General features: G+C 65.9%; 15 protein-coding genes. 3 read left to right on the top strand and 12 right to left on the bottom strand.

The window, feature by feature from the left end:
* Positions 1-211: 211 nt before the first annotated feature.
* A complete protein-coding gene (locus QSJ18_RS16900; RefSeq protein ID WP_286327768.1) occupies positions 212-1,264 on the top strand; it encodes a ParA family protein in 1,053 nt (350 codons plus the stop codon).
* 1 nt (position 1,265) lies between these two features.
* Positions 1,266-1,967 carry a hypothetical protein gene (locus QSJ18_RS16895; RefSeq protein ID WP_286327767.1) on the top strand — a complete coding sequence of 234 codons (702 nt, stop codon included), beginning with the start codon at positions 1,266-1,268 and terminating at the stop codon, positions 1,965-1,967.
* Between the two features lie 7 nt (positions 1,968-1,974).
* Here the strand turns inward: QSJ18_RS16895 and proB are convergent, their stop codons facing one another.
* The 11 genes from proB to mobA all read right to left on the bottom strand — a co-directional run bounded on the left by proB (position 1,975) and on the right by mobA (position 15,992).
* The gene (gene proB / locus QSJ18_RS16890; RefSeq protein ID WP_286327766.1) at positions 1,975-3,090 is read right to left on the bottom strand and encodes a glutamate 5-kinase; all 1,116 of its coding nucleotides are present in this window, start codon (positions 3,088-3,090) and stop codon (positions 1,975-1,977) included.
* A 46-nt stretch (positions 3,091-3,136) separates the two neighbouring features.
* A complete protein-coding gene (obgE, locus tag QSJ18_RS16885; protein WP_286327765.1) occupies positions 3,137-4,600 on the bottom strand; it encodes a GTPase ObgE in 1,464 nt (487 codons plus the stop codon).
* Positions 4,601-4,737: 137 nt separating this feature from the next.
* A complete protein-coding gene (gene rpmA, locus QSJ18_RS16880) occupies positions 4,738-5,001 on the bottom strand; it encodes a 50S ribosomal protein L27 (protein ID WP_286327764.1) in 264 nt (87 codons plus the stop codon).
* Between the two features lie 44 nt (positions 5,002-5,045).
* A complete protein-coding gene (rplU, locus tag QSJ18_RS16875) occupies positions 5,046-5,357 on the bottom strand; it encodes a 50S ribosomal protein L21 (RefSeq protein ID WP_286327763.1) in 312 nt (103 codons plus the stop codon).
* A gap of 293 nt (positions 5,358-5,650) precedes the next feature.
* Positions 5,651-9,028, bottom strand: a complete 3,378-nt coding sequence (locus QSJ18_RS16870) for a translation initiation factor IF-2 N-terminal domain-containing protein (RefSeq protein ID WP_286327762.1) — start codon at positions 9,026-9,028, stop codon at positions 5,651-5,653.
* Between the two features lie 470 nt (positions 9,029-9,498).
* Positions 9,499-9,915 carry a nucleoside-diphosphate kinase gene (gene ndk / locus QSJ18_RS16865; protein WP_286327761.1) on the bottom strand — a complete coding sequence of 139 codons (417 nt, stop codon included), beginning with the start codon at positions 9,913-9,915 and terminating at the stop codon, positions 9,499-9,501.
* A gap of 88 nt (positions 9,916-10,003) precedes the next feature.
* Positions 10,004-10,450: a hypothetical protein gene (locus QSJ18_RS16860; RefSeq protein ID WP_286327760.1), complete on the bottom strand. Its 447-nt coding sequence runs from the start codon at positions 10,448-10,450 to the stop codon at positions 10,004-10,006.
* Between the two features lie 241 nt (positions 10,451-10,691).
* Complete coding sequence (locus tag QSJ18_RS16855) at positions 10,692-11,132, bottom strand: DUF4233 domain-containing protein (protein WP_286327759.1); 441 nt, start codon at positions 11,130-11,132, stop codon at positions 10,692-10,694.
* Positions 11,132-12,742, bottom strand: a complete 1,611-nt coding sequence (gene folC / locus QSJ18_RS16850; RefSeq protein WP_286327758.1) for a bifunctional tetrahydrofolate synthase/dihydrofolate synthase — start codon at positions 12,740-12,742, stop codon at positions 11,132-11,134. Before folC ends, QSJ18_RS16855 begins: the two co-directional genes overlap by 1 nt.
* Positions 12,739-15,393, bottom strand: a complete 2,655-nt coding sequence (locus QSJ18_RS16845) for a valine--tRNA ligase (protein ID WP_286327757.1) — start codon at positions 15,391-15,393, stop codon at positions 12,739-12,741. Before QSJ18_RS16845 ends, folC begins: the two co-directional genes overlap by 4 nt.
* A 56-nt stretch (positions 15,394-15,449) precedes the next feature.
* On the bottom strand, positions 15,450-15,992 hold the full coding sequence (mobA, locus tag QSJ18_RS16840) for a molybdenum cofactor guanylyltransferase (RefSeq protein ID WP_462476103.1): 543 nt from the start codon (positions 15,990-15,992) through the stop codon (positions 15,450-15,452).
* 168 nt (positions 15,993-16,160) lie between these two features.
* Between mobA and QSJ18_RS16835 the strand changes: the two genes are divergently transcribed.
* Positions 16,161-18,452: an FdhF/YdeP family oxidoreductase gene (locus QSJ18_RS16835; RefSeq protein WP_286327755.1), complete on the top strand. Its 2,292-nt coding sequence runs from the start codon at positions 16,161-16,163 to the stop codon at positions 18,450-18,452.
* Positions 18,453-18,535: 83 nt separating this feature from the next.
* Here QSJ18_RS16835 and clpX read toward each other — a convergent pair whose 3' ends face one another.
* Positions 18,536-19,816, bottom strand: coding sequence for an ATP-dependent Clp protease ATP-binding subunit ClpX (gene clpX, locus QSJ18_RS16830; protein ID WP_286327771.1), 1,281 nt, complete (start codon positions 19,814-19,816; stop codon positions 18,536-18,538).
* Between the last annotated feature and the right edge of the window lie 84 nt (positions 19,817-19,900).

Genomic DNA, 19,900 nt, shown 5'->3' with positions numbered 1-19,900 from the left:
ACCACCAGAAAGCAGGCAGCCATACCGCCACCCACTCCGGCACGCCTCACAGAACACCTGAACGCACCCCGAATCAGGGAGAGCCCGATTAGCAATCCTTCAATAGCAATATCTCATTACTAATCTCTTCTACGTCTTCGCCACACATTTTCTCGACGCAAGATTCCAGCTAACATCACCCCGTAGCCAGAAGACCAGGGGAGTGAAACGGATGGCAAGCAACGCTCGAACTATCGCCTTCTTCAATAACAAGGGTGGCGTCAGTAAGACCACAACATGCTTCCATGTGGGATGGAAGCTTTCTCAGCTAGGAAAGCGCGTCGTACTCGTCGATGCCGATCCGCAATGCAATCTGACCGGCCTATCACTCGAAATCGCCGATGGCGGGGTCCTACCCGATTCGTATCAACAGTTCGAAAAGGTAAATCTCCATAATTCGTTGCTACCTGTCATGAAGAGCATGGGCAAGAAGATCGAGTCGCCGGATTGCAATCCGATCGCCGGAAATGACAATCTTCGCCTGCTGCCCGGCAGTGTCAAAATGGCAGAGGTGGAGACCCAGTTGGCCACGGCTATGAATATGGGCTCAATGATGCCTGCCATGCAGAACGTTCCAGGAAGCTTCTCCGAACTCTATAGGCTAGCCGCAGAAAGATACTCGGCAGACTACGTACTCGTAGACATGAGCCCAAGCCTTGGCGCTATCAATCAGATCAATTTCCTCAATGCCGACTACTTCATCGTCCCAATGATGCCCGATGTGTTCTCTGTTATGGCCGTAGACAGTTTATCCCAAGCCATCCCGCGATGGATTGACTGGACGAAACGCGTTAGGCAACTGGGAATGTTTGACGATGAAGATATCCTCTATACCTTCAAACCAAAGGATCCAAAATTCCTCGGGACGGTAGTACAGAAATATCGTCTTCGAAACGGGATGCCCTCCAAGTCATTCGAAGTCTATTTCAATCATCTCGACGAGGCCGTACACAACGTATTCATCCCCGCACTCGAGAAGGTCGGTCTCTCCATGGATCCAGACCTCTACTGGAATCACACCGAATCCTACAAACTCGCCCAGATCCCCGATTTCAATTCGCTGATCGCCACGTCGCAGGAGAAGCACAAGCCAGTGTTCGAGCTCCAGCACGACGACCTGTTCACCGGTGGGGCCGCGGCCGTAGGACAACTGGATAAAGTCAGAGATTTTGACAGAATCTTCACTGACTTCGCACAACGTATCATCTCCCTGACGGCGGAATAGAATGGCTGACTACTTGTTTCGTTTGCGTCAGCGCGAACGCGTATTCAGATGCAATATACAGCGTGCGAAATCTCTCGCTACGACCGCAAGATCAATGCGCAGTTCGGACACCGAGTGCGGCGACGAAGATTCTTCGGGCGCCGATATCAGCCGAGACCTGGCATCATTTTCGGTCGTTGCTGCCGTAGCGTCGATCGATGAACTCGTCAAATCTATCTACTGCGATACTCTATGCGCATACCTCAAAGGAGAATATGAACCGCTGGCGGTGATCAAGGCTACCATTCCCGTAGCTGCCGCCCGGGCAATGATGGATGCGCAAGCCCGTGGCGATGCAGTGAATATCGGACTACTTTCAACTTTGGCGCAAACTGCAATCTTTAAAGAGAACGATCGGACGAACTTTCAGAATTCAGCCAGCATAAGTAAGGCTTTGCGATCCCTTGGTGCTCCACGACTCTCCGAATGTGTCAAGAATTATGTCGGATCTCATGACGTAGCCAAAGACACGTGTACCGGTTTCGACAAAATAGCGCATTGCCGACATATAGTCGTCCACCGACTTTCGGTCGAGACGCTCAGTGTCGAAGGCGACACTGCAGCAAGTAACTCGCGCGCGCCGCTAAGTGCAGACGAAGCCGAAATAGTGGAAAATCTCGGCCTCGCAATAGTGCACTCCCTTGCGGACCAAGCCACTAGCTAGCAGCTGTTCAGAGCGGCACCAGATCGTCGGCGTGGATCACCGGGCGGGCGAGGTCCGCGGGCAGTTCCTCGGAATGGGCACCCATCATCGAGGAGATGTCGTCAGAGTCGAAGGCGACCACGCCGCGCGCATGAATCCGGCCGGTGGTGTCCACGAGTTCGACGACGTCGCCGTCGGAGAAGCGCCCCTCGACACCCACTACGCCCGCCGCCAGCAAGGACCGGCGGCGCCGCGACACCGCCGCCACCGCACCGTCGTCGAGCACGATCTGTCCGCGCGCGTCCGCGGCGTGCCGGACCCAGAATTTCCGTGCGGACAACCGCTCCGGGCGGGCGGCGAACACCGTTCCGACCGAGGCGTCGGCCAGCGCCTGCCCGGCCTGTTCGGCGGAGGCGAGCAGAACCGGCACCCCGGCGTCGGCGGAGAGCCGCGCGGCAGCGAGTTTGGATGCCATGCCCCCGGTACCCAGCGCACCACCGGACCCGGCTATCACGCCGTCGAGGTCTTCGGGTCCGGACACCTCGGGGATGAACCGGGCCCGCTCCCCCGTCTCGGACACCTTGCGCGGATCACCGTCGTAGAGTCCGTCCACATCCGAGAGCAGGACCAGCGCGTCGGCACCGGCGAGATGCGCGACGAGCGCGGCCAGCCGATCGTTGTCGCCGAACCGGATCTCGTTGGTGGCCACCGTGTCGTTCTCGTTGACCACCGCGACGGCACCCAGCGACCGCAACCGGTCGAGAGTGCGCTGCGCGTTGGCGTGATGGGCACGATTGGAGATGTCGTCCGCGGTGAGCAGCACCTGCCCGACCGTGCGGTCGTAGCGCGCGAAAGAGGTCCCCCACGCATGTGCCAGCGCGAGCTGGCCGACGCTGGCCGCGGCCTGTTTGGTCGCCAGATCGGTCGGCCGCTTCTTCAGCCCGAGCGGGGCGATCCCCGCACCGATCGCACCCGAGGACACCACGATCACATCCGACCCGGCGCGCATTCGAGCCTCGATGGCGTCGGCGAGACGGTCGAGCCGGGCCTTGTCCAGGCCGTCGGCGAGATCGGTCAGCGCCGATGACCCGATCTTGATGACCACACTGCGCGCGTGGGCGATGTACTCGCGCACCTCACTCATGCGCACGCCTGCCGCGACGCCGAGCCCAGTTGGTCACCGCACACGATCACCGATCACCGTTCTCGTCGTCCTCATGCAGGCCGCGACGCACCCGACGCGCCTGCTTACGTTCAGCAGCACCCACACGTTCAGACCGGTCGAGCCGAATGTCGGTGCCACGTCCGGTGATCGGCACGTCGTCACCCATCGGCGTCGACGGCTCCCAGTCGAAGGTGACGGCACCGATGGTGACCGACGCACCGGGCTCCGCGCCCAGGCGGACGAGTTCGTCTTCGACGCCCAACCGGTTGAGCCGATCAGCGAGGTAGCCGACGGCCTCGTCGTTGTCGAACTGCGTCTGCACGATCCACCGCTCCGGACGGGCACCACGCACGATGAAACCGCCCGCGATATCAGGATCGGCGACCACTGTGAAGCCGGTCTCGTCGACCGCTTTCGGCCGGATGATCGCCCGGCGCGCAACCTGTTTCGGCTGCGCCGCACGGTAGTCCCGCACCATGTCCGCCAGCGCGAAGGTCAGTTCGCGCAACCCGACGTGGGACACCGCCGAGATCCGGAACACCGGCCAACCACGTTCAGCCAGTTCAGGTTCCACCAGATCCGCCAACTCCGCGGCGTCGGGGACGTCGACCTTGTTGAGGATGACCACCCGCGGACGGTCGGCGAGATCGCCCAGACCGTGGTCGGCGTCCAGGGCCGGCCGGTAGGCGGCCAGCTCGGCCTCCAGCGCGTCGATGTCAGAGACCGGGTCGCGACCGGGTTCGAGTGTCGCGCAATCGACCACATGCGCCAGCACCGCGCAGCGTTCCAGATGGCGCAGGAACTCCAGTCCGAGTCCGCGACCGGTCGAGGCCCCAGGGATGAGCCCGGGAACATCGGCGATGGTGAAGACGTCACCGGCGGTCTGCACGACACCGAGGTTCGGCACCAGCGTCGTGAACGGATAGTCGGCGATCTTCGGCTTCGCCGCCGAGAGGACCGACACCAGCGACGATTTACCTGCCGACGGGAAGCCGACGAGGCCGACATCGGCGACCGACTTCAGCTCGAGGACCAGGTCACGTTGCTGACCTTCCTCACCGAGCAGCGCGAATCCGGGTGCCTTGCGGGCCCGCGACGCCAACGCCGCGTTGCCGAGGCCGCCACGACCGCCCTGTGCCGCTTCGAAGACAGTGCCGGCCCCTACCAGATCCGCGACGATCGACCCGTCGGCGTCGAGCACCACCGTGCCGTCGGGAACCTTGAGGATCAGATCCTCACCCATCGCGCCGTCGCGATTGTCACCCATACCGGGCTTGCCGTTGCCTGCCTTGGCATGCGGCCGGAAGTGGAAGTCGAGCAGCGTGTGCACCTGCGGGTCGACGACGAGTTGCACCGAGCCGCCGTTGCCGCCGTTGCCGCCGTCGGGGCCACCGAGTGGCTTGAACTTCTCCCGATGCACCGACGAGCAGCCGTGCCCGCCGTTGCCCGCCGCGACATGGATGGTCACCCGATCGACGAACCGTGACATCGGAGGAGTCCTTTCCCTACAGACCGCGGGTGCGCGGAATCGCGCGGTTGCCCGCGAAAACACTTAAGGGCGAGCCGGGTACTCGTGACCCTGCCCGCCCTTAAGGTGTCGAACGTTGTTGTCGCCGTGCGCTCGGGTCAGACCGAAGCGGTTTCCGGGACGATGTTGACCGTCTTGCGGCCACGCTTGGTGCCGAACTGCACCGCACCCGCTTCGAGAGCGAACAGGGTGTCGTCGCCACCGCGGCCGACATTCACTCCCGGGTGGAACTTGGTGCCGCGCTGGCGGACCAGGATCTCGCCGGCAAGCACCTGCTGGCCGCCGAAACGCTTCACACCAAGCCGCTGGGCATTGGAATCACGACCGTTGCGCGAGCTGGACGCGCCCTTCTTATGTGCCATCTGTCAGTCCTCCTGAGGTCTACGAGACGAGTCGAGTCGACGAACTACTTGATACCGGTGACCTTGATGACCGTCAGCTTCTGACGGTGGCCCTGGCGCTTGTGGTAGCCGGTCTTGTTCTTGAACTTGTGGATCCGGATCTTCGGGCCCTTGGTGTGCTCGACGACCTCACCGGTGACCGAGATCTTGGCGAGCTTGTCGGCGTCAGTGGTCAGGGTCGATCCGTCGACGACCAACGCGACCGGCAGGCTGACAGTGCTGCCCGGCTCGCCGTCGATCTTCTCGACCTTCACAATGTCGCCCTCAGCGACCTTGTACTGCTTACCGCCGGTCTTGACGATCGCGTACGTTGCCATCGAAGTTCTTCCTCTTACTCATCTGTCGGGCCGCGGTGCCGCTGGTGCACCGGGCTTGGTGTGGTGAACGTGCTGTGTCCGTGCTGGCGCGGGCCGCAGAACACCCAGCCGCATGACCGGGGATTCAGGTGGTTCACACCAGAATGCCTGCCGCGAGTCTCGCCGCTGCGCCGGAATTGTGTCTGGGACACACCCGCACAGCGCGAATACACCGCGGAAGGCGACCTTGCAAGATTACGGGACCGCCGGTAGTCGGGTCAAACTCGACCCGCCGCGTGTCGGCCCCGCTCACACTACTGCTCGGCAGGCGGCGGACCGGCTGGTCGTCCGGCGGTCCGTCGTCGGGGTCGGCGCTTCACCGCGACCGGCGCCTCGGTCGTCTGGTTACCGGCGGCCGGGCCCGACGTCGTCAGCGGTTTGGCCGGCGTATCGACGGCGACAGTGATCGGTTCCGGCGCGGGCGCGGTCGGCGCCGCCGCCCGGCGCACGGCACGTCGCCGACGCTTGGCCGCCGGGGCCGGTGACCCTGAGCCGACATCTGCGGCATCCACAACCGGACTCTCGACAACCGGGGCGGCGTCGACCGCCGGGGTGGCATCCGCAGCGACCTCGGCCCCTGAATCGACGGCCTCGACCTCGGCGACCTGCTGCTCACCTGTGGACCCCGCGTGCGCGTCGGCGTGCTCGTGGTCCGCCGCGTGGCCGTGGTCCTCACCGTGGCCGTGGTCCTCACCGTGGCCGTGTTCCCCGTCGTGGCCGTGTTCCCCGTCGTGGCTGTGCGCCGCCATCGCCCGGAACATCGGATGCTCCGACGGATTGTGATGCGCGGCCTTCGGCTCCGGCGCGGGCGCCGCCTCCGCCTTACGCTTACCCCGGCGCGACCGCTTCGACGAACCCTCCGAGGACTTGCTCTCCTCGGTCTTCACCTCGACCGGATTGGCATGCACGATGATGCCCCGACCACCACAGTTGGTGCACGGCGTCGAGAATGCCTCCAGCAGCCCGGTACCGAGCCGCTTGCGGGTCATCTGGACCAGGCCGAGCGAGGTCACCTCGGAGACCTGATGACGGGTACGGTCCCGGGCCAGCGACTCGGTGAGACGGCGGAGCACCAGGTCGCGGTTCGATTCGAGGACCATGTCGATGAAGTCGACGATGATCATTCCGCCGATGTCGCGCAGGCGCATCTGCCGCACGATCTCCTCGGCCGCCTCCAGGTTGTTGCGGGTGACCGTCTCCTCGAGGTTGCCGCCCGATCCGGTGAACTTGCCGGTGTTGACGTCGACGACGGTCATCGCCTCGGTGTGCTCGATGATCAGCGTGCCACCCGAGGGCAGCCACACCTTGCGGTCGAGCGCCTTGGCCAACTGCTCATCGATGCGATGCACGGTGAACGAGTCGGGGGCGTCGGCGTGTGCGCGCGAGAACTTCTCCACACGCTCCATCAGATCCGGGGCAACCGAACTGACGTAGCGCTCGACCAGATCCCAGGCCTTGTCACCTTCGACGACGAGCTTCTTGAAGTCCTCGTTGAACAGGTCGCGCACGACCCGCACCAGCAGGTCCGGCTCCTCGTAGAGAGCCTTGGGGCCGACCGCGCCGGATCCCTTCTTGGCGTCGGCGACCGACTCGTCGATCTTCTTCCACTTGGTCTCGAGGCGTTCGATGTCGGCGGCGAGTTCGTCGGCGCTGACCCCCTCCGACGCGGTGCGGATGATGACACCGGCATCCTCGGGCACCAGCTTGGACAGGATCTGCTTGAGACGTTTGCGTTCGACGTCGGGCAGCTTGCGGCTGATACCGGTCGACGAGCCACCTGGCACGTAGACCAGGTAGCGGCCGGCCAGCGAGATCTGGGTGGTGAGTCGGGCACCCTTGTGTCCGACCGGGTCCTTGCTGACCTGCACCAGCACGTTGTCGCCGGGCTTGAGGGCCTGTTCGATCTTGCGCGAACCACCGTCGAGGCCGGCGGCGTCCCAGTTCACCTCGCCCGCGTACAGCACGCCGTTACGGCCGCGACCGATGTCGACGAAAGCGGCTTCCATGCCGGGCAGCACATTCTGCACGCGGCCCAGGTAGATGTTGCCGACCATCGACGACGACGTCGCGGTGGTGACGAAGTGTTCGACCAGAACACCGTCCTCCAGGACCGCCACCTGCGTGTAGTCCTCGATCGGCGCGTGGTCGTGACCATTGGTGGCGTTCGCCACCGAGATCTTGCTGTTGGCGCTGCGTTCGCGGACCACCATCACGCGGTCCACGGCCTCGCGACGCGCGAGGAACTCCGACTCGGTCAGGATCGGCGGACGTCGACGTCCCGCGTCCCGACCGTCGCGGCGTCGCTGACGCTTGGCTTCCAGGCGCGTCGATCCCGAGATGCCCTGCACCTCATCGCGGGCACGCTTGCTGCGCGGCTCGCGTTCGTGGACGACTGTGTTCGGCGGATCGTCGGGTGAGCCTTCGTCTCCGTCGCCGCCGCCCTTGCGACGACGCCGGCGGCGGCGACGGCGCGATGTCGACGACTCGTCGCCGTCCGCGTCCTCGCCACTTTCGCTGTCGGCATCCGACGAGTCGTCCGAGCTGTCGGCATCCTTCGCGGACTCACCACCGTCGGCAGATGCGCCTTCGGCGTCGGCCGCCCCGGCCTTGGCCGCGCCACGCGACCGGCTGCGACGACGCTTACCGGCGGGCTTGCCGTCTTTGGACTCGCTGTCCTTGGAATCGCCGTCCGTGGACTCAGCGTCCGTGGAATCACCGTCGGTATCGGCCGTCGCGGCATCCGTGCTTCCGGCGTCGTTGGCGTCGGCTTCTGCTGCGTCGGCTTCGACTCCGTCGGCGTCAGAGCTGCCCGACTCTGCCCTGCCCGACTCTGCGCCGTCGGACTCAGCGTTGTCGCCGTCCTCCGACTGGTCACCGCGGCCGCGGCCACGGCCACGGCGGCCACGACGACGTCGGCGCTGGCGACCCGAACCCTCGTCGCCGGACTCGGCGTCGGTGGCGTCGGATCCCGCGTCGTCCGCGCTGCTGTCATCGGCGCCGGTTTCGGCATCGGTGGCGGTGCTGTCGGTGGCGGTGGCGTCGCCGGTGATCTCGGCGTCCCGGCGGGTCTCGCTGCGGCGCTTACGCGTCGGTTGGGCCGTCTCGTCGTCAGCCTGCGGCTGCAGGAACAACGGACCGGCCGCCGCCGCGGACGGCTCGGTGAAGATCGGTTGGTGCGACTGTTCGGATGCCGCCGAGAACAGCGTCGGCGCTTCCTCGGTCGCCGGGGCCGCTTCGGCATCCGGCGCAGCCTCAGCCTCGGGGGCCGCTTCGGTAGCGGATTCCTCGGCGGGAGTCGCCTCGGCGGGCGCGGAGTCGGTCGGTGCGGCTTCGACGACCTCGCCGGCGGGCGTCTCGGCCTGCGGTGCGGGTGCGGCGGTCGGCTCGGTCACCTGCGTCTCGTCGACCTCGACATGCTCGCGCACGCGGTCGGCGACGGCGCGCGCCACCTCGGGGTCGACGCTGGATTGCGCGCTCCGTGCCGCGATGCCGAGGTCGGCGAGGTGTGCCAGCACCTGACGGCTGGTCTGCCCCAGCGCCCTGGCCAGGGCGTGCACACGAAGTCTGCTGGAAAATTGTTCCGCCGGTTCGGACGCTGCGTTCGCGTCAGCCGGCGACCCGTTGTCGGTCACTCAGTCTCCTCGAACCCCCGGGCGCGTCGGGCTGACGCGGCCACGCGAGGGTCTGCTCTGTGTCCCGGCCACTCGGACCGGTGTTGTGTGGTCTCTGCGTCGACGGCGGGTTCATGAACTGAACCGACCTGCGACGCGCTTGCGGTGATGACCGCGCTACACCGTCCACGACACCGATTCGCCGATGATCGCCCGAAACGGACGAGAGTCGGCGGACGAGTGCGACAGACGGTGATTGACCATCGGCCGAACTCCGGTGGGGACGACCACGGATTCGGGGTGTTCGTCGCATATGTGCTGCGACGACTCACGCCGACACCGGGCGCGTCATCCGGCTGTCAGGAACAAAGTGTGTTCCCGGCAACTGTGCAAGTATCCCACATCAGGGTTCGATACCCGCAAAGCATGGCCGATATGGCCCTCGCGTCGGGGTTCGAGGGGACTGATTCCGATTCGGATTGTGGAGAGCGTCAGGCTTTGAGCTCGGGGAACCAGAGCGCGATCTCTCGCTCGGCGGACTCCGGCGAGTCCGAGCCGTGGACGAGATTGTTCTGGGTGCTCAGCGCGAAGTCGCCACGGATGGTGCCCGGCACAGCCTTCTCGACCGGGTCGGTGCCGCCGGCGATCTGCCGGAACGCGGCGACCGCACGCGGGCCTTCGAGCACGGCCGCGACGAGCGGTCCGGAGGTGATGAATTCCAGCAACGACGGGTAGAAGGGCTTGCCTTCATGCTCGGCGTAGTGGCCCGCAGCCACGTCGTCGGCGGCCGTTCTCAGTTCCAGCGCGACGATCGAGAGACCCTTGCGCTCGATACGGTTGATGATGTCGCCGATGAGGTTGCGAGCAACGCCGTCGGGCTTGATGAGGACGAGAGTACGTTCGGTCACGCACACACAATAGCGATCGGCTACCGGGTGCGGACCGGCCCCCGACGGGTGCGGGTGACCGGCCCGATGGCGGCCCAGGACCGGCAGGTCAGGAGCAGTACTCCCCGGCCACCGCGAAGAAGCCGTAGTTGAACAGGCCACCGTCACGCGCCTGCGGGTCGACGACCACCTGGACGCATCCACCGGGGGTCGCCAGCGCCGCGGTGACGGCATTGCGGAACTGTTGGGCCAGCGCGAGGTTCGCGGGACGGTACTGGACGGGCACCGGAAGCGTCGCGATGCCGTCGGCGACATTCATCGCGGCCGCGCGCTTGGTCACCGCATGGGTGGCGATGAAGCTGTACTGACCGGCGGCCACCGGCATCGGGCTGCCCGCACTCGGCAACTGATCGATCTGCGACTCCGGTGCGGCTTCAGCGGTGCCCGCGACCGAGATGCCGACGGCGGCGAGAGCCATCATCAGGGCGGCGACCAGAGAGAGGACGCGGCTCCTGCGCATGTTGGTGGACGGGTGGACGGCGACCGACTTGAGCACAGGTTCCCTAACGATTGTCGAGATGATGATTCGCGGCCGTGGAATCACGACCGGCCGACGGCACCCGACACCCCGACGTGCGCAGACCTGCCCCCGGCTTTCGCCATTGTCACAGCAGATCCCCTCCCGTGGGGTCGATCACTCATAACGTTCCGGCAACAGAGGTTGCGACAACCGAATCACGATCATCGGATAGTGGATCCGACCTGCGATTCCTCGGAACGGCTACCCCGCGGCGCGCTCAGGGCAGCGGTTCCTGCCCGGGAAGGAGCCCCTGCTCGATCCGCTTCTCGACGTCGATCTTGATGTAGCGGATATACAGCCACACGCAGAGGAACAGCAGCCCGACGACCGCGATCGACCAGTGGAACACACCACCGGCGATCACCAGCACCTGCAGCCCCAGGTCGATGTTGATCGCCTGTTTCCGTCCCTGGACGCCGGCCGCGAGGATCAGTGCGAGCGTCACCACCCCCAGATAGGTCCCGGAGACCACGGTCAGTCCACTATCGGTGGCCTTGGCCACGATCGGGAAGGTCAGCACCATCACGATGACCTCGAGGATCAGCGTGCCGGCCATGACGCCGCGCAGCCCCTTCCACGGGTCGTTGGCGGGCGGGGTGAACCGCGGTTGTGCCGGTCCGTCGTGACCGGGCCGATCACCTTCGGGTCGTGCAGTCATCACCGCGGATCCTTTCCGAAGAGGGTGCGGGCCGCACCGGCCGTGACCACCGACCCGGTGATCACCACCCCGGCCCCCGACACCCGGTCGCCGTCGTTCTCCTCGGCCAGCTCGACCGCCGCCTCCACCGCGTCGGGTAGGAACGGTTTGACCACCACCCGCTCCTCGCCGAAGATCTCGGCCGCATAGTCGGCGAGGGTCTCGGCGTCGAGGGCACGCGGTGACCCGTTGTTGGTCACCACCACCACGTCGAAGATCGGTTCCAAGGCTTCCAGCAGCCCGCGCGCATCCTTGTCGCCGAGCACACCGACGACGCCGACGAGCCGACGGAAGTCGAACTCCTCGGCCAGCGCCTGCGCCAGTGCGTTGGCTCCGTGCGGATTGTGTGCCGCGTCGACGAACACCGTCGGCGCGCTGCGTAGCCGCTCCAGCCGCCCGGGACTGGAGACCGACGCGAAACCCGAACGCACCGCGTCGATGTCGAGTTGCCGATCGGCCCCGGCACCGAAGAACGCCTCAACCGCGGCCAGCGCGAGCGCGGCGTTGTCTGCCTGATGTGCACCGTGCAGCGGCAGGTACACCTCGTCGTAGACACCGCCGAGACCTTGCAGCCGTAGCATCTGTCCGCCCACCGCGGTGATCGATTCGAGCACCGCGAACTCGCTGCCCGCGCGCGCCACGATGGTGCCTGCCGCGACGGTCTCGCGCAGCAGCACCTCCATCACTTCCGGCTCCTGCTCGGCGATGATCGTCACCGGATCGACCGGTACCAGCGCTTCGGGGTTGCCCGCCTTGATGATTCCGGCCTTCTCACCGGCGATCGCGGCGAGCGTGTCGCCGAGATAGTCGGCGTGATCCATTGCGATCGGCGTGATGACCGAGACCGCACCGTCGATGACGTTGGTCGCATCCCATCGGCCGCCCATGCCGGTCTCGATGACCGCGACATCGACCGGGGATTCGGCGAACGCCGCATACGCCATCGCGGTGAGCACCTCGAACTTACTCATCCGCGGACCGTCGACCGCGGTCGACGAGTCGTCGACCATGGTGATGTACGGCTCCAGCTCACGGTAGGTGTCGACGTAGCGCCGGGCGCTGATCGGCTTGCCGTCCAACGAGATCCGCTCGGTCACCCGCTGGAGGTGCGGGCTGGTGACGCGGCCGGTCCGCCGGTGCAGCGCGACGAACAGCGCGTCCACCATCCGGGCCACCGAGGTCTTGCCGTTGGTGCCTGCGATGTGTACCGCCGGATAGCCGTGCTGCGGCGAGCCGAGGAGATCCATCAGCGTGCTGATGCGAGTCAGCGACGGCTCGATCTTCGTCTCCGGCCAGCGGGTGTCGAGTTCGGCCTCGACCTCGGCGAGTTCGGCCAGGTCCTCGGCCGAGTCGGCGGGTCCGGCGGGGCCGGACGGTTGCTGATCGTCGCCGTCGGGGTCCAGACCGTCACTGTCGAATTCCTGGCCGTAGCCCTCGCGGTCGTGCTCCTCCGGGTCACCCGCGGTCGGGCCATCACCGCCGTCACCGCCGTCACCGAGTAGCGCATCGAGTCCCAGCGGATCGCCGGTGACCGCGGGATCCTCGTGTGCCCAACCGTCGTCTTCGCTCACGCGCCACCCATACCCGCGAGCTTCGCGCCGATGCGCTCTACCTCTTCGGTCGCGATCCGCTGACGGTTCCGGATCTTGGCGACAACTGCGTCCGGAGCCTTGGACAGGAACTGCTCGTTGCCGAGTTTGGCTGTGGTGGTGGCCAATTCCTTCTCGGCGACGGCGAGATCCTTGGCCAGCCGCTTACGTTCGGCCGCCACGTCGACCGTCCCGGAGGTGTCGATCTCGACGACGACCGTCGCCTGGCTCAGCCGCACCTCGATACTCGCGGTGGCGGCGAAGTCGGCGTCGTCGGCGTCGAGCCGCGCCAGCGAATGAATGTAGGGCAACGACGGTGTCAGCGCGGCCTCGTCGAGGCTGGCGAAGCGTGCGGCCACCCGCTGACCCGGGCGCAGGCCCTGATCGCTGCGGAAGCGGCGCACCTCGGTGATCAACCGCTGCAGATCGTCGACGGTGGTCGCGGACGCGGCATCGACACCGTGTCCGCTCGCGGTCGGCCACTCTGCCACGACGACGGATTCGCCGCCGGTCAGCGCCTGCCAGAGGACCTCGGTGACAAAGGGCATCACCGGCGACAGCGCGCGCAATAGCGGGTCGAGCACCGCACCGAGCACGAGTGCCGTTGTCTGCGAACGCTTCTCGTCGTTCTCGGCGAACTGAACCTTGGCCAGTTCGAGATACCAGTCGCAGACCTCGTCCCAGGCGAAGTGGTACAGCGCCTCGCATGCCTTGGAGAACTCGTAGGACTCGAATCCGGCGTCGACGTCGGCGAGGACCTGCTCCAACCGGCCCAGGATCCACCGGTCCACGACCGTCAGATCCTCCGCCGGGGGCAGTTCACCGACGCGGGCGCCGTTCATCATGGCGAACTTCGTCGCGTTGTACAGCTTGGTCGCGAAGTTGCGCGAGGACTGTGCGTGATCCTCACCGACGGAGATGTCACTGCCCGGATTCGCGCCACGGGCCAGCGTGAACCGCAGAGCGTCGGCGCCGAAGCGCTCCACCCAGTCCAGCGGGTCGATGCCGTTGCCCTTGGACTTCGACATCTTGCGGCCGTGTTCGTCGCGAACCAGGCCGTGCAGGAACAGATTCCCGAACGGCACCTTGTTCTCCGGCCCGAGGCCCTTGCCGACGTAGGTGCCGAACATCATCATCCGGGCAACCCAGAAGAAGAGGATGTCGTATCCGGTGACGAGTACCGAGGTGGGATAGAACTTCGCCAGATCGGCGGTCTTCTCCGGCCAGCCCATGGTGGAGAAGGGCCACAGACCCGAGGAGAACCAGGTGTCGAGGACGTCGGTCTCCTGGACGTAACCCGCAGGCGGCTGCTCGTCGGGTCCGACGCAGACGACCTCGCCGTCCGGCCCGTACCAGATCGGGATGCGGTGGCCCCACCACAGCTGCCGCGAGATACACCAGTCGTGCATGTCGTCGACCCAGGCGAACCAGCGCGGTTCCATCGATTTCGGGTGGATGACGGTGTCGCCGCCCCGCACCGCGTCGCCCGCCGCCTGTGCCAGCGACTCGACGTTGACCCACCACTGCATCGACAGCCGGGGTTCGATCGGTTCACCGGTCCGCTCGGAATGTCCGACGCTGTGCAGGTACGGGCGCACCTCCTTGACGATGCGACCCTGCGCCGCGAGCGCCTCCCGGATCTTGACCCGCGCCTCGAAGCGGTCCATACCGTCGAATTCGGTTCCGGTGTCGGCGATCCGGGCCTCTTCGTCCATGATCGTCGGCATCGGCAGATCGTGCCGCTGGCCGAGCGCGAAGTCGTTGGGATCGTGGGCCGGGGTTATCTTGACCGCGCCGCTGCCGAATTCCGGGTCGACGTAGTCGTCGGCGACGACCGGGATCAGGCGGTCGACGAACGGATGTGCGAGTTCGGTGCCGACCAGATGCGCGTAGCGCTCGTCGTCGGGGTGCACCGCGATGGCGGTGTCACCGAGCATCGTCTCCAGCCGCGTGGTGGCGACGACGATATGCGGCTGCGCATCGTCGAGGGACCCGTAGCGGAAGCTGACCAGTTCACCTTCGACGTCGGCGTAGCTGACCTCGATGTCGCTGACCGCGGTCTTGAGTACCGGCGACCAGTTGACCAGCCGCTCGGCCTGGTAGATCAGCCCGTCGTCGAACATCTGCTTGAACACCGTGTGCACGGCGCGCGAGAGACCCTCGTCCATGGTGAAGCGCTCACGGCTCCAGTCGACGCTGTCGCCGAGCCGGCGCATCTGCTCACCGATGTTGCCGCTGATCTCGGCCTTCTCCGCCCAGACACGCTCGATGAACTTCTCCCGGCCGAGGTCGTCGCGGGTCAGCCCCTCGGTGGCGAGTTTGCGCTCGACCATCGTCTGCATGGCGATCGCGGCGTGGTCCATGCCGGGCAGCCACAGCACCTCGTAACCCTGCATCCGGCGACGCCGCGACAGCGCATCCATCAGCACATGTTCATAGGCGTGGCCCATGTGCAGGGAGCCGTTGACGTTCGGCGGCGGGATGACGATCGAGAAGGGCGGCTTGTCGCTGGTCGCGTCGGCGGTGAAGTAGCCGGCATCGAGCCAGCCCTGGTAGAGCCTGCCCTCATGCTCGGCGGGGTCCCAGGACTTCGGCAGCGCGGATGTCGGGTCGGGTTGGGTCACGCCGACCATTCTATTTGTCGACGCACAGGTCCCTGAGGGGTGGGTGAGCACGCGGCCCACCCGGCCTACACGCGCAATCGATGCAGGTCCTCCGGCGCGTTCACATTCGTCAGCCAGGCACCCTCGGACACCGTCACCCAATGTGTGTTGAGCACGTCGAGGGCCGCCAGCATCCGCCGTTCGTCGGCGGCGACGAGGTCGGCGATGGCCCCGGCCGCCGAGGTGCGATAGACACCCGCCATCGGGTGCACCCGCAGGTTGTCCTGCGCGATCACCGCCTCGGCCGACGTGGTGACCCCGCGCAGCAGCTCATCGACGAGGCCCACCTCGATCAGCGGCATGTCGGTGGCACAGACGAAAGCCCACTCCGCGCCGCTCTCCGCCGCCGCGGCCAGGCCGGCCGCCAGTCCGCCCAGCGGACCGGTCCCCGGCGTCTCATCGGTGATCCAGCGCGCCTCCGGGCCGCCGGTCCCGAACAGCCCCTGGTACGCCGACGACGATTCCGGCGCGACGACGAGCACCGGATCGCAGCGCTGCCCGATGGTGCGGACCACCCGCGCCAACATCGGCTCCCCCTGCCAGTTCATCGCCGCCTTGTCCTGCCCCATCCGACGTGACCGGCCACCGGCGAGCACGATCCCCGCCAATCTCCCGTCCGCCGCCTGGAGGCCGGGACCGGCCTGCTCGTCTGCATCGCGACCCTCACCGAACTGTGTGTTATCTCCCATACGGACCAGTGTGTGCGACGCATCGCTCTCGGGTGCAAGATTGAGGTCATGAGTGCGACGAAAGACCCCGATTCCGTTCACGTCGGTCATGTCAAGGGCTATGCCGCGGGCGTTCCCGCAGTCGCCGTTGCCCTGCGTCGCGGCGTCGAACAGATGGGAGCCCTGCGAACGGCGCAGACACTCATCAAGCTGAATCAGCGGGACGGCTTCGACTGCCCGGGATGTGCCTGGCCCGAGACCCCCGGTCACCGCAAACATGCCGAGTTCTGTGAGAACGGCGCGAAAGCCGTCGCCGAGGAAGCCACCCGCCGGACGGTCACACCGGAGTTCTTCGCCACTCATTCGGTCGACGACCTGCGTGAGCGCTCCGGCTACTGGCTCTCCCAACAGGGCCGTCTGACGCATCCGATGTACCTCGCCCCCGGCGATGACCACTACCGGCCGGTCGAGTGGGAGAACGCTTTCGAGCTGATCGCCGCCGAGGTCGGTGCGATGGATACGCCCCATCAATCGGTCTTCTACACCTCCGGCCGCACCAGCAACGAGGCCGCCTTCGTCTACCAGTTGCTGGCCCGCAGCATCGGCACCAACAACCTGCCCGACTGCTCGAACATGTGTCACGAATCCTCCGGCACCGCACTCGGCGAGTCGATCGGGATCGGCAAGGGGTCGGTGACCGTCGGCGACCTGGAGGCCGCCGACCTGATCATCATCGCCGGCCAGAACCCGGGCACGAATCATCCTCGCATGCTGTCGGTGCTGGAGAAGGCCAAGCACAACGGCGCCCGCATCGTCGCCGTCAATCCGCTGCCCGAAGCCGGACTCATGCGGTTCAAGGACCCGCAGAAGATCGGTGGGGTGGTCGGGTCGGGCACCAAACTCGCCGACGACTTCCTGCAGATCCGCCTCGGCGGCGACATGGCCCTGTTCCGCGGCGTCGCTCGCCTGCTCCTCGACGCCGAACGTGCACAACCGGGTTCGGTGTTCGACCACGCGTTCCTGACGGCGCACTGTGCGGGCACCGACGACTACCTGGCACTACTCGAGGACGTCGACCTGGACGAGGTGGTGACGGCCACCGGCCTCAGTCGCGCTCAGATCGCCGACTTCGCCGAGGCGGTGGCAACGTCACAACGCATCGTCCTGTGTTGGGCCATGGGGTGGACGCAGCACCGGCATTCGGTGGCGACCATCGCCGAGGGCACCAACGTGCTGCTGCTACGCGGCATGCTGGGCAAACCCGGCGCCGGCCTCTGCCCGGTGCGCGGGCACTCCAACGTGCAGGGCGACCGGACGATGGGCATCTACGAGAAGATGCCGGAATCCTTCCTCACCGCCCTCGACAAAGAGTTCGGCATCACCAGCCCCCGCGAGCACGGCTACGACACGGTCGCCGCCATCGACGCGATGGCGCGCGGCGAGGTTCGGTTGTTCATGGCGATGGGCGGCAATTTCGTCTCCGCCTCCCCCGACACCGAGGCGACCGCGGCCGCGTTGTCCCGATGCAACCTCACCGTCCATGTGAGCACCAAACTCAACGAGTCACATGTGGTCACCGGCCATGCCGCCCTCATCCTGCCCACTCTCGGCCGCACCGACAAAGATGTCATCGACGGTGTCCCGCAGCGTGTTTCGGTGGAGGACTCGATGTCGGTGGTCCACCTGTCACGCGGCTCTCTGCCGCCGGCCTCCCCACAGTTGCGCAGTGAGGTGGCGATCGTCTGCGGTCTGGCCCGCACCATCTTCGGATCCGGACATCCGGTCGACTGGGAGCACCTCGGCACCGACTACGACACGATCCGCGACCATATCGAGCGGGTGATCCCGGGATTCGCCGACTTCAACACCCGGGTGCGACGCAGCGACGGATTCGTCCTCCCCCATCCGCCCCGCGACGACCGGGAGTTCGACACCAGCACGGGCAAGGCAAACTTCGGACTGCATCCGCTGGAGTGGCTCCCCGTCCCCGACGGCAGGCTCATCCTGCAAACCCTGCGCAGCCACGACCAGTACAACACCACCGTCTACGGCCACGACGACCGCTACCGCGGGATCAAGGGCAACCGACATGTGGTGATGATCAACCCCGACGACATCAGCGCCTTCGGCCTGCACGCCGGCGATCGGGTGGACATCGTCTCCGAGTTCGACGGCCCCGACGGGCGGGAGGAGCGTCGGGTCACCGGTTTCGAGGTGGTCTCGTACGACACCCCGCGCGGCAACGCCGCCGCCTACTACCCGGAGACCAACCCGCTGGTGCCGTTGCGGTCAGTGGCCCGCTACTCCAACACCCCGGTATCCAAGGCGGTGGTCATCCGGCTGGAGCCCGCCACGAGCTGACCACCGTCCGGCGCCCGCACGAGAAACGCCTGCCCCCGAAGACTTTTTCGGGGGCAGGCGTTTTCACATTCGTGTCGGACCGGTCAGGCGGTCTTGTCGCGACGTTCGTCGCGGGCGTCCTTGCGCGGCACGATCGTCGGCAACACATTGTCGCGGACGGTCTCGCCGGTGACGACGACCTTCTCGACGTCGTCGCGGCTCGGGATGTCGTACATGACCGGGAGCAGGACCTCTTCCATGATCGCGCGCAGACCACGGGCACCGGTGCCGCGGTGGATGGCCTGATCGGCGATCGCCTCCAGCGCATCCTTGGTGAATTCGAGCTCGACGTTGTCCATGTCGAACAGTCGGGTGTACTGCTTGACCAGCGCGTTCTTCGGCTCGGACAGGATCGAGACCAAGGATTCCTTGTCCAGGTTGGTCACCGAGGCGACGACCGGCAGACGGCCGATGAACTCGGGGATCAGACCGAACTTGATGAGGTCCTCGGGCATGACCTCGGCGAAGTGGTCGGTGGTGTCGACGTCGTCCTTGCTGGCGACCTCGTTGCCGAATCCGATGCCGCGCTTGCCGATTCGCTCGGCGACGACCTTCTCCAGGCCCGCGAAGGCACCGGCGACGATGAACAGGACGTTCGTCGTGTCGATCTGGATGAACTCCTGATGCGGATGCTTGCGACCGCCCTGCGGAGGCACCGATGCCTGTGTGCCCTCCAGGATCTTCAGCAGCGCCTGCTGCACACCCTCACCGGAGACGTCGCGGGTGATCGAGGGGTTCTCACTCTTGCGGGCGATCTTGTCGACCTCGTCGATGTAGATGATGCCGGTCTCGGCGCGCTTCACGTCGTAGTCGGCGGCCTGGATGAGCTTGAGGAGAATGTTCTCGACGTCCTCACCGACGTATCCGGCCTCGGTCAGCGCGGTGGCATCGGCGATCGCGAAGGGCACATTGAGCATCTTCGCCAGCGTTTGCGCGAGGTAGGTCTTGCCGCACCCGGTCGGGCCGAGCATCAGGATGTTCGACTTCGCGAGTTCGACGGTCTCACCGGTACGGGAGTCCTTCTTCTCGCCTGCCTGGATGCGCTTGTAGTGGTTGTAGACAGCAACCGCGAGTGTCCGCTTGGCGGTGTCCTGGCCGATGACGTAGTTCTCCAGGAAGTCACGGATCTCAGCAGGCTTGGGCAGTTCGTCGAGCTTCACATCACCGTTCTCGGCGAGCTCTTCCTCGATGATCTCGTTGCACAGATCGATGCATTCATCGCAGATGTACACGCCAGGGCCGGCGATGAGCTTCTTCACCTGCTTCTGGCTCTTGCCGCAGAACGAGCACTTCAGCAGATCCCCACCGTCTCCGATTCGTGCCATCGCGTGCTGTACCTCTTCCTCGTTGCCGGACTGCCGCCTGGCGACACCCCACTCCGGTGGCGACCGAGTCGCCATGTGCGATTG

The organism is Gordonia heveisoli (assembly GCF_030315745.1).
Lineage (GTDB): Bacteria > Actinomycetota > Actinomycetes > Mycobacteriales > Mycobacteriaceae > Gordonia.
This window is presented reverse-complemented; position numbering and strand designations above follow the sequence as displayed.

Coding starts and splice junctions, on each gene's coding strand:
- obgE (WP_286327765.1), bottom strand. CDS start 4,600: ATGTCACGGTTCGTCGATCGGGTGACCATCCATGTCGCGGCGGGCAAC.
- QSJ18_RS16900 (WP_286327768.1), top strand. CDS start 212: ATGGCAAGCAACGCTCGAACTATCGCCTTCTTCAATAACAAGGGTGGC.
- rplU (WP_286327763.1), bottom strand. CDS start 5,357: ATGGCAACGTACGCGATCGTCAAGACCGGCGGTAAGCAGTACAAGGTC.
- proB (WP_286327766.1), bottom strand. CDS start 3,090: ATGAGTGAGGTGCGCGAGTACATCGCCCACGCGCGCAGTGTGGTCATC.
- rpmA (WP_286327764.1), bottom strand. CDS start 5,001: ATGGCACATAAGAAGGGCGCGTCCAGCTCGCGCAACGGTCGTGATTCC.
- QSJ18_RS16855 (WP_286327759.1), bottom strand. CDS start 11,132: ATGACTGCACGACCCGAAGGTGATCGGCCCGGTCACGACGGACCGGCA.
- clpX (WP_286327771.1), bottom strand. CDS start 19,816: ATGGCACGAATCGGAGACGGTGGGGATCTGCTGAAGTGCTCGTTCTGC.
- QSJ18_RS16845 (WP_286327757.1), bottom strand. CDS start 15,393: ATGGTCGGCGTGACCCAACCCGACCCGACATCCGCGCTGCCGAAGTCC.
- QSJ18_RS16895 (WP_286327767.1), top strand. CDS start 1,266: ATGGCTGACTACTTGTTTCGTTTGCGTCAGCGCGAACGCGTATTCAGA.
- QSJ18_RS16835 (WP_286327755.1), top strand. CDS start 16,161: ATGAGTGCGACGAAAGACCCCGATTCCGTTCACGTCGGTCATGTCAAG.
- mobA (WP_462476103.1), bottom strand. CDS start 15,992: ATGGGGCAGGACAAGGCGGCGATGAACTGGCAGGGGGAGCCGATGTTG.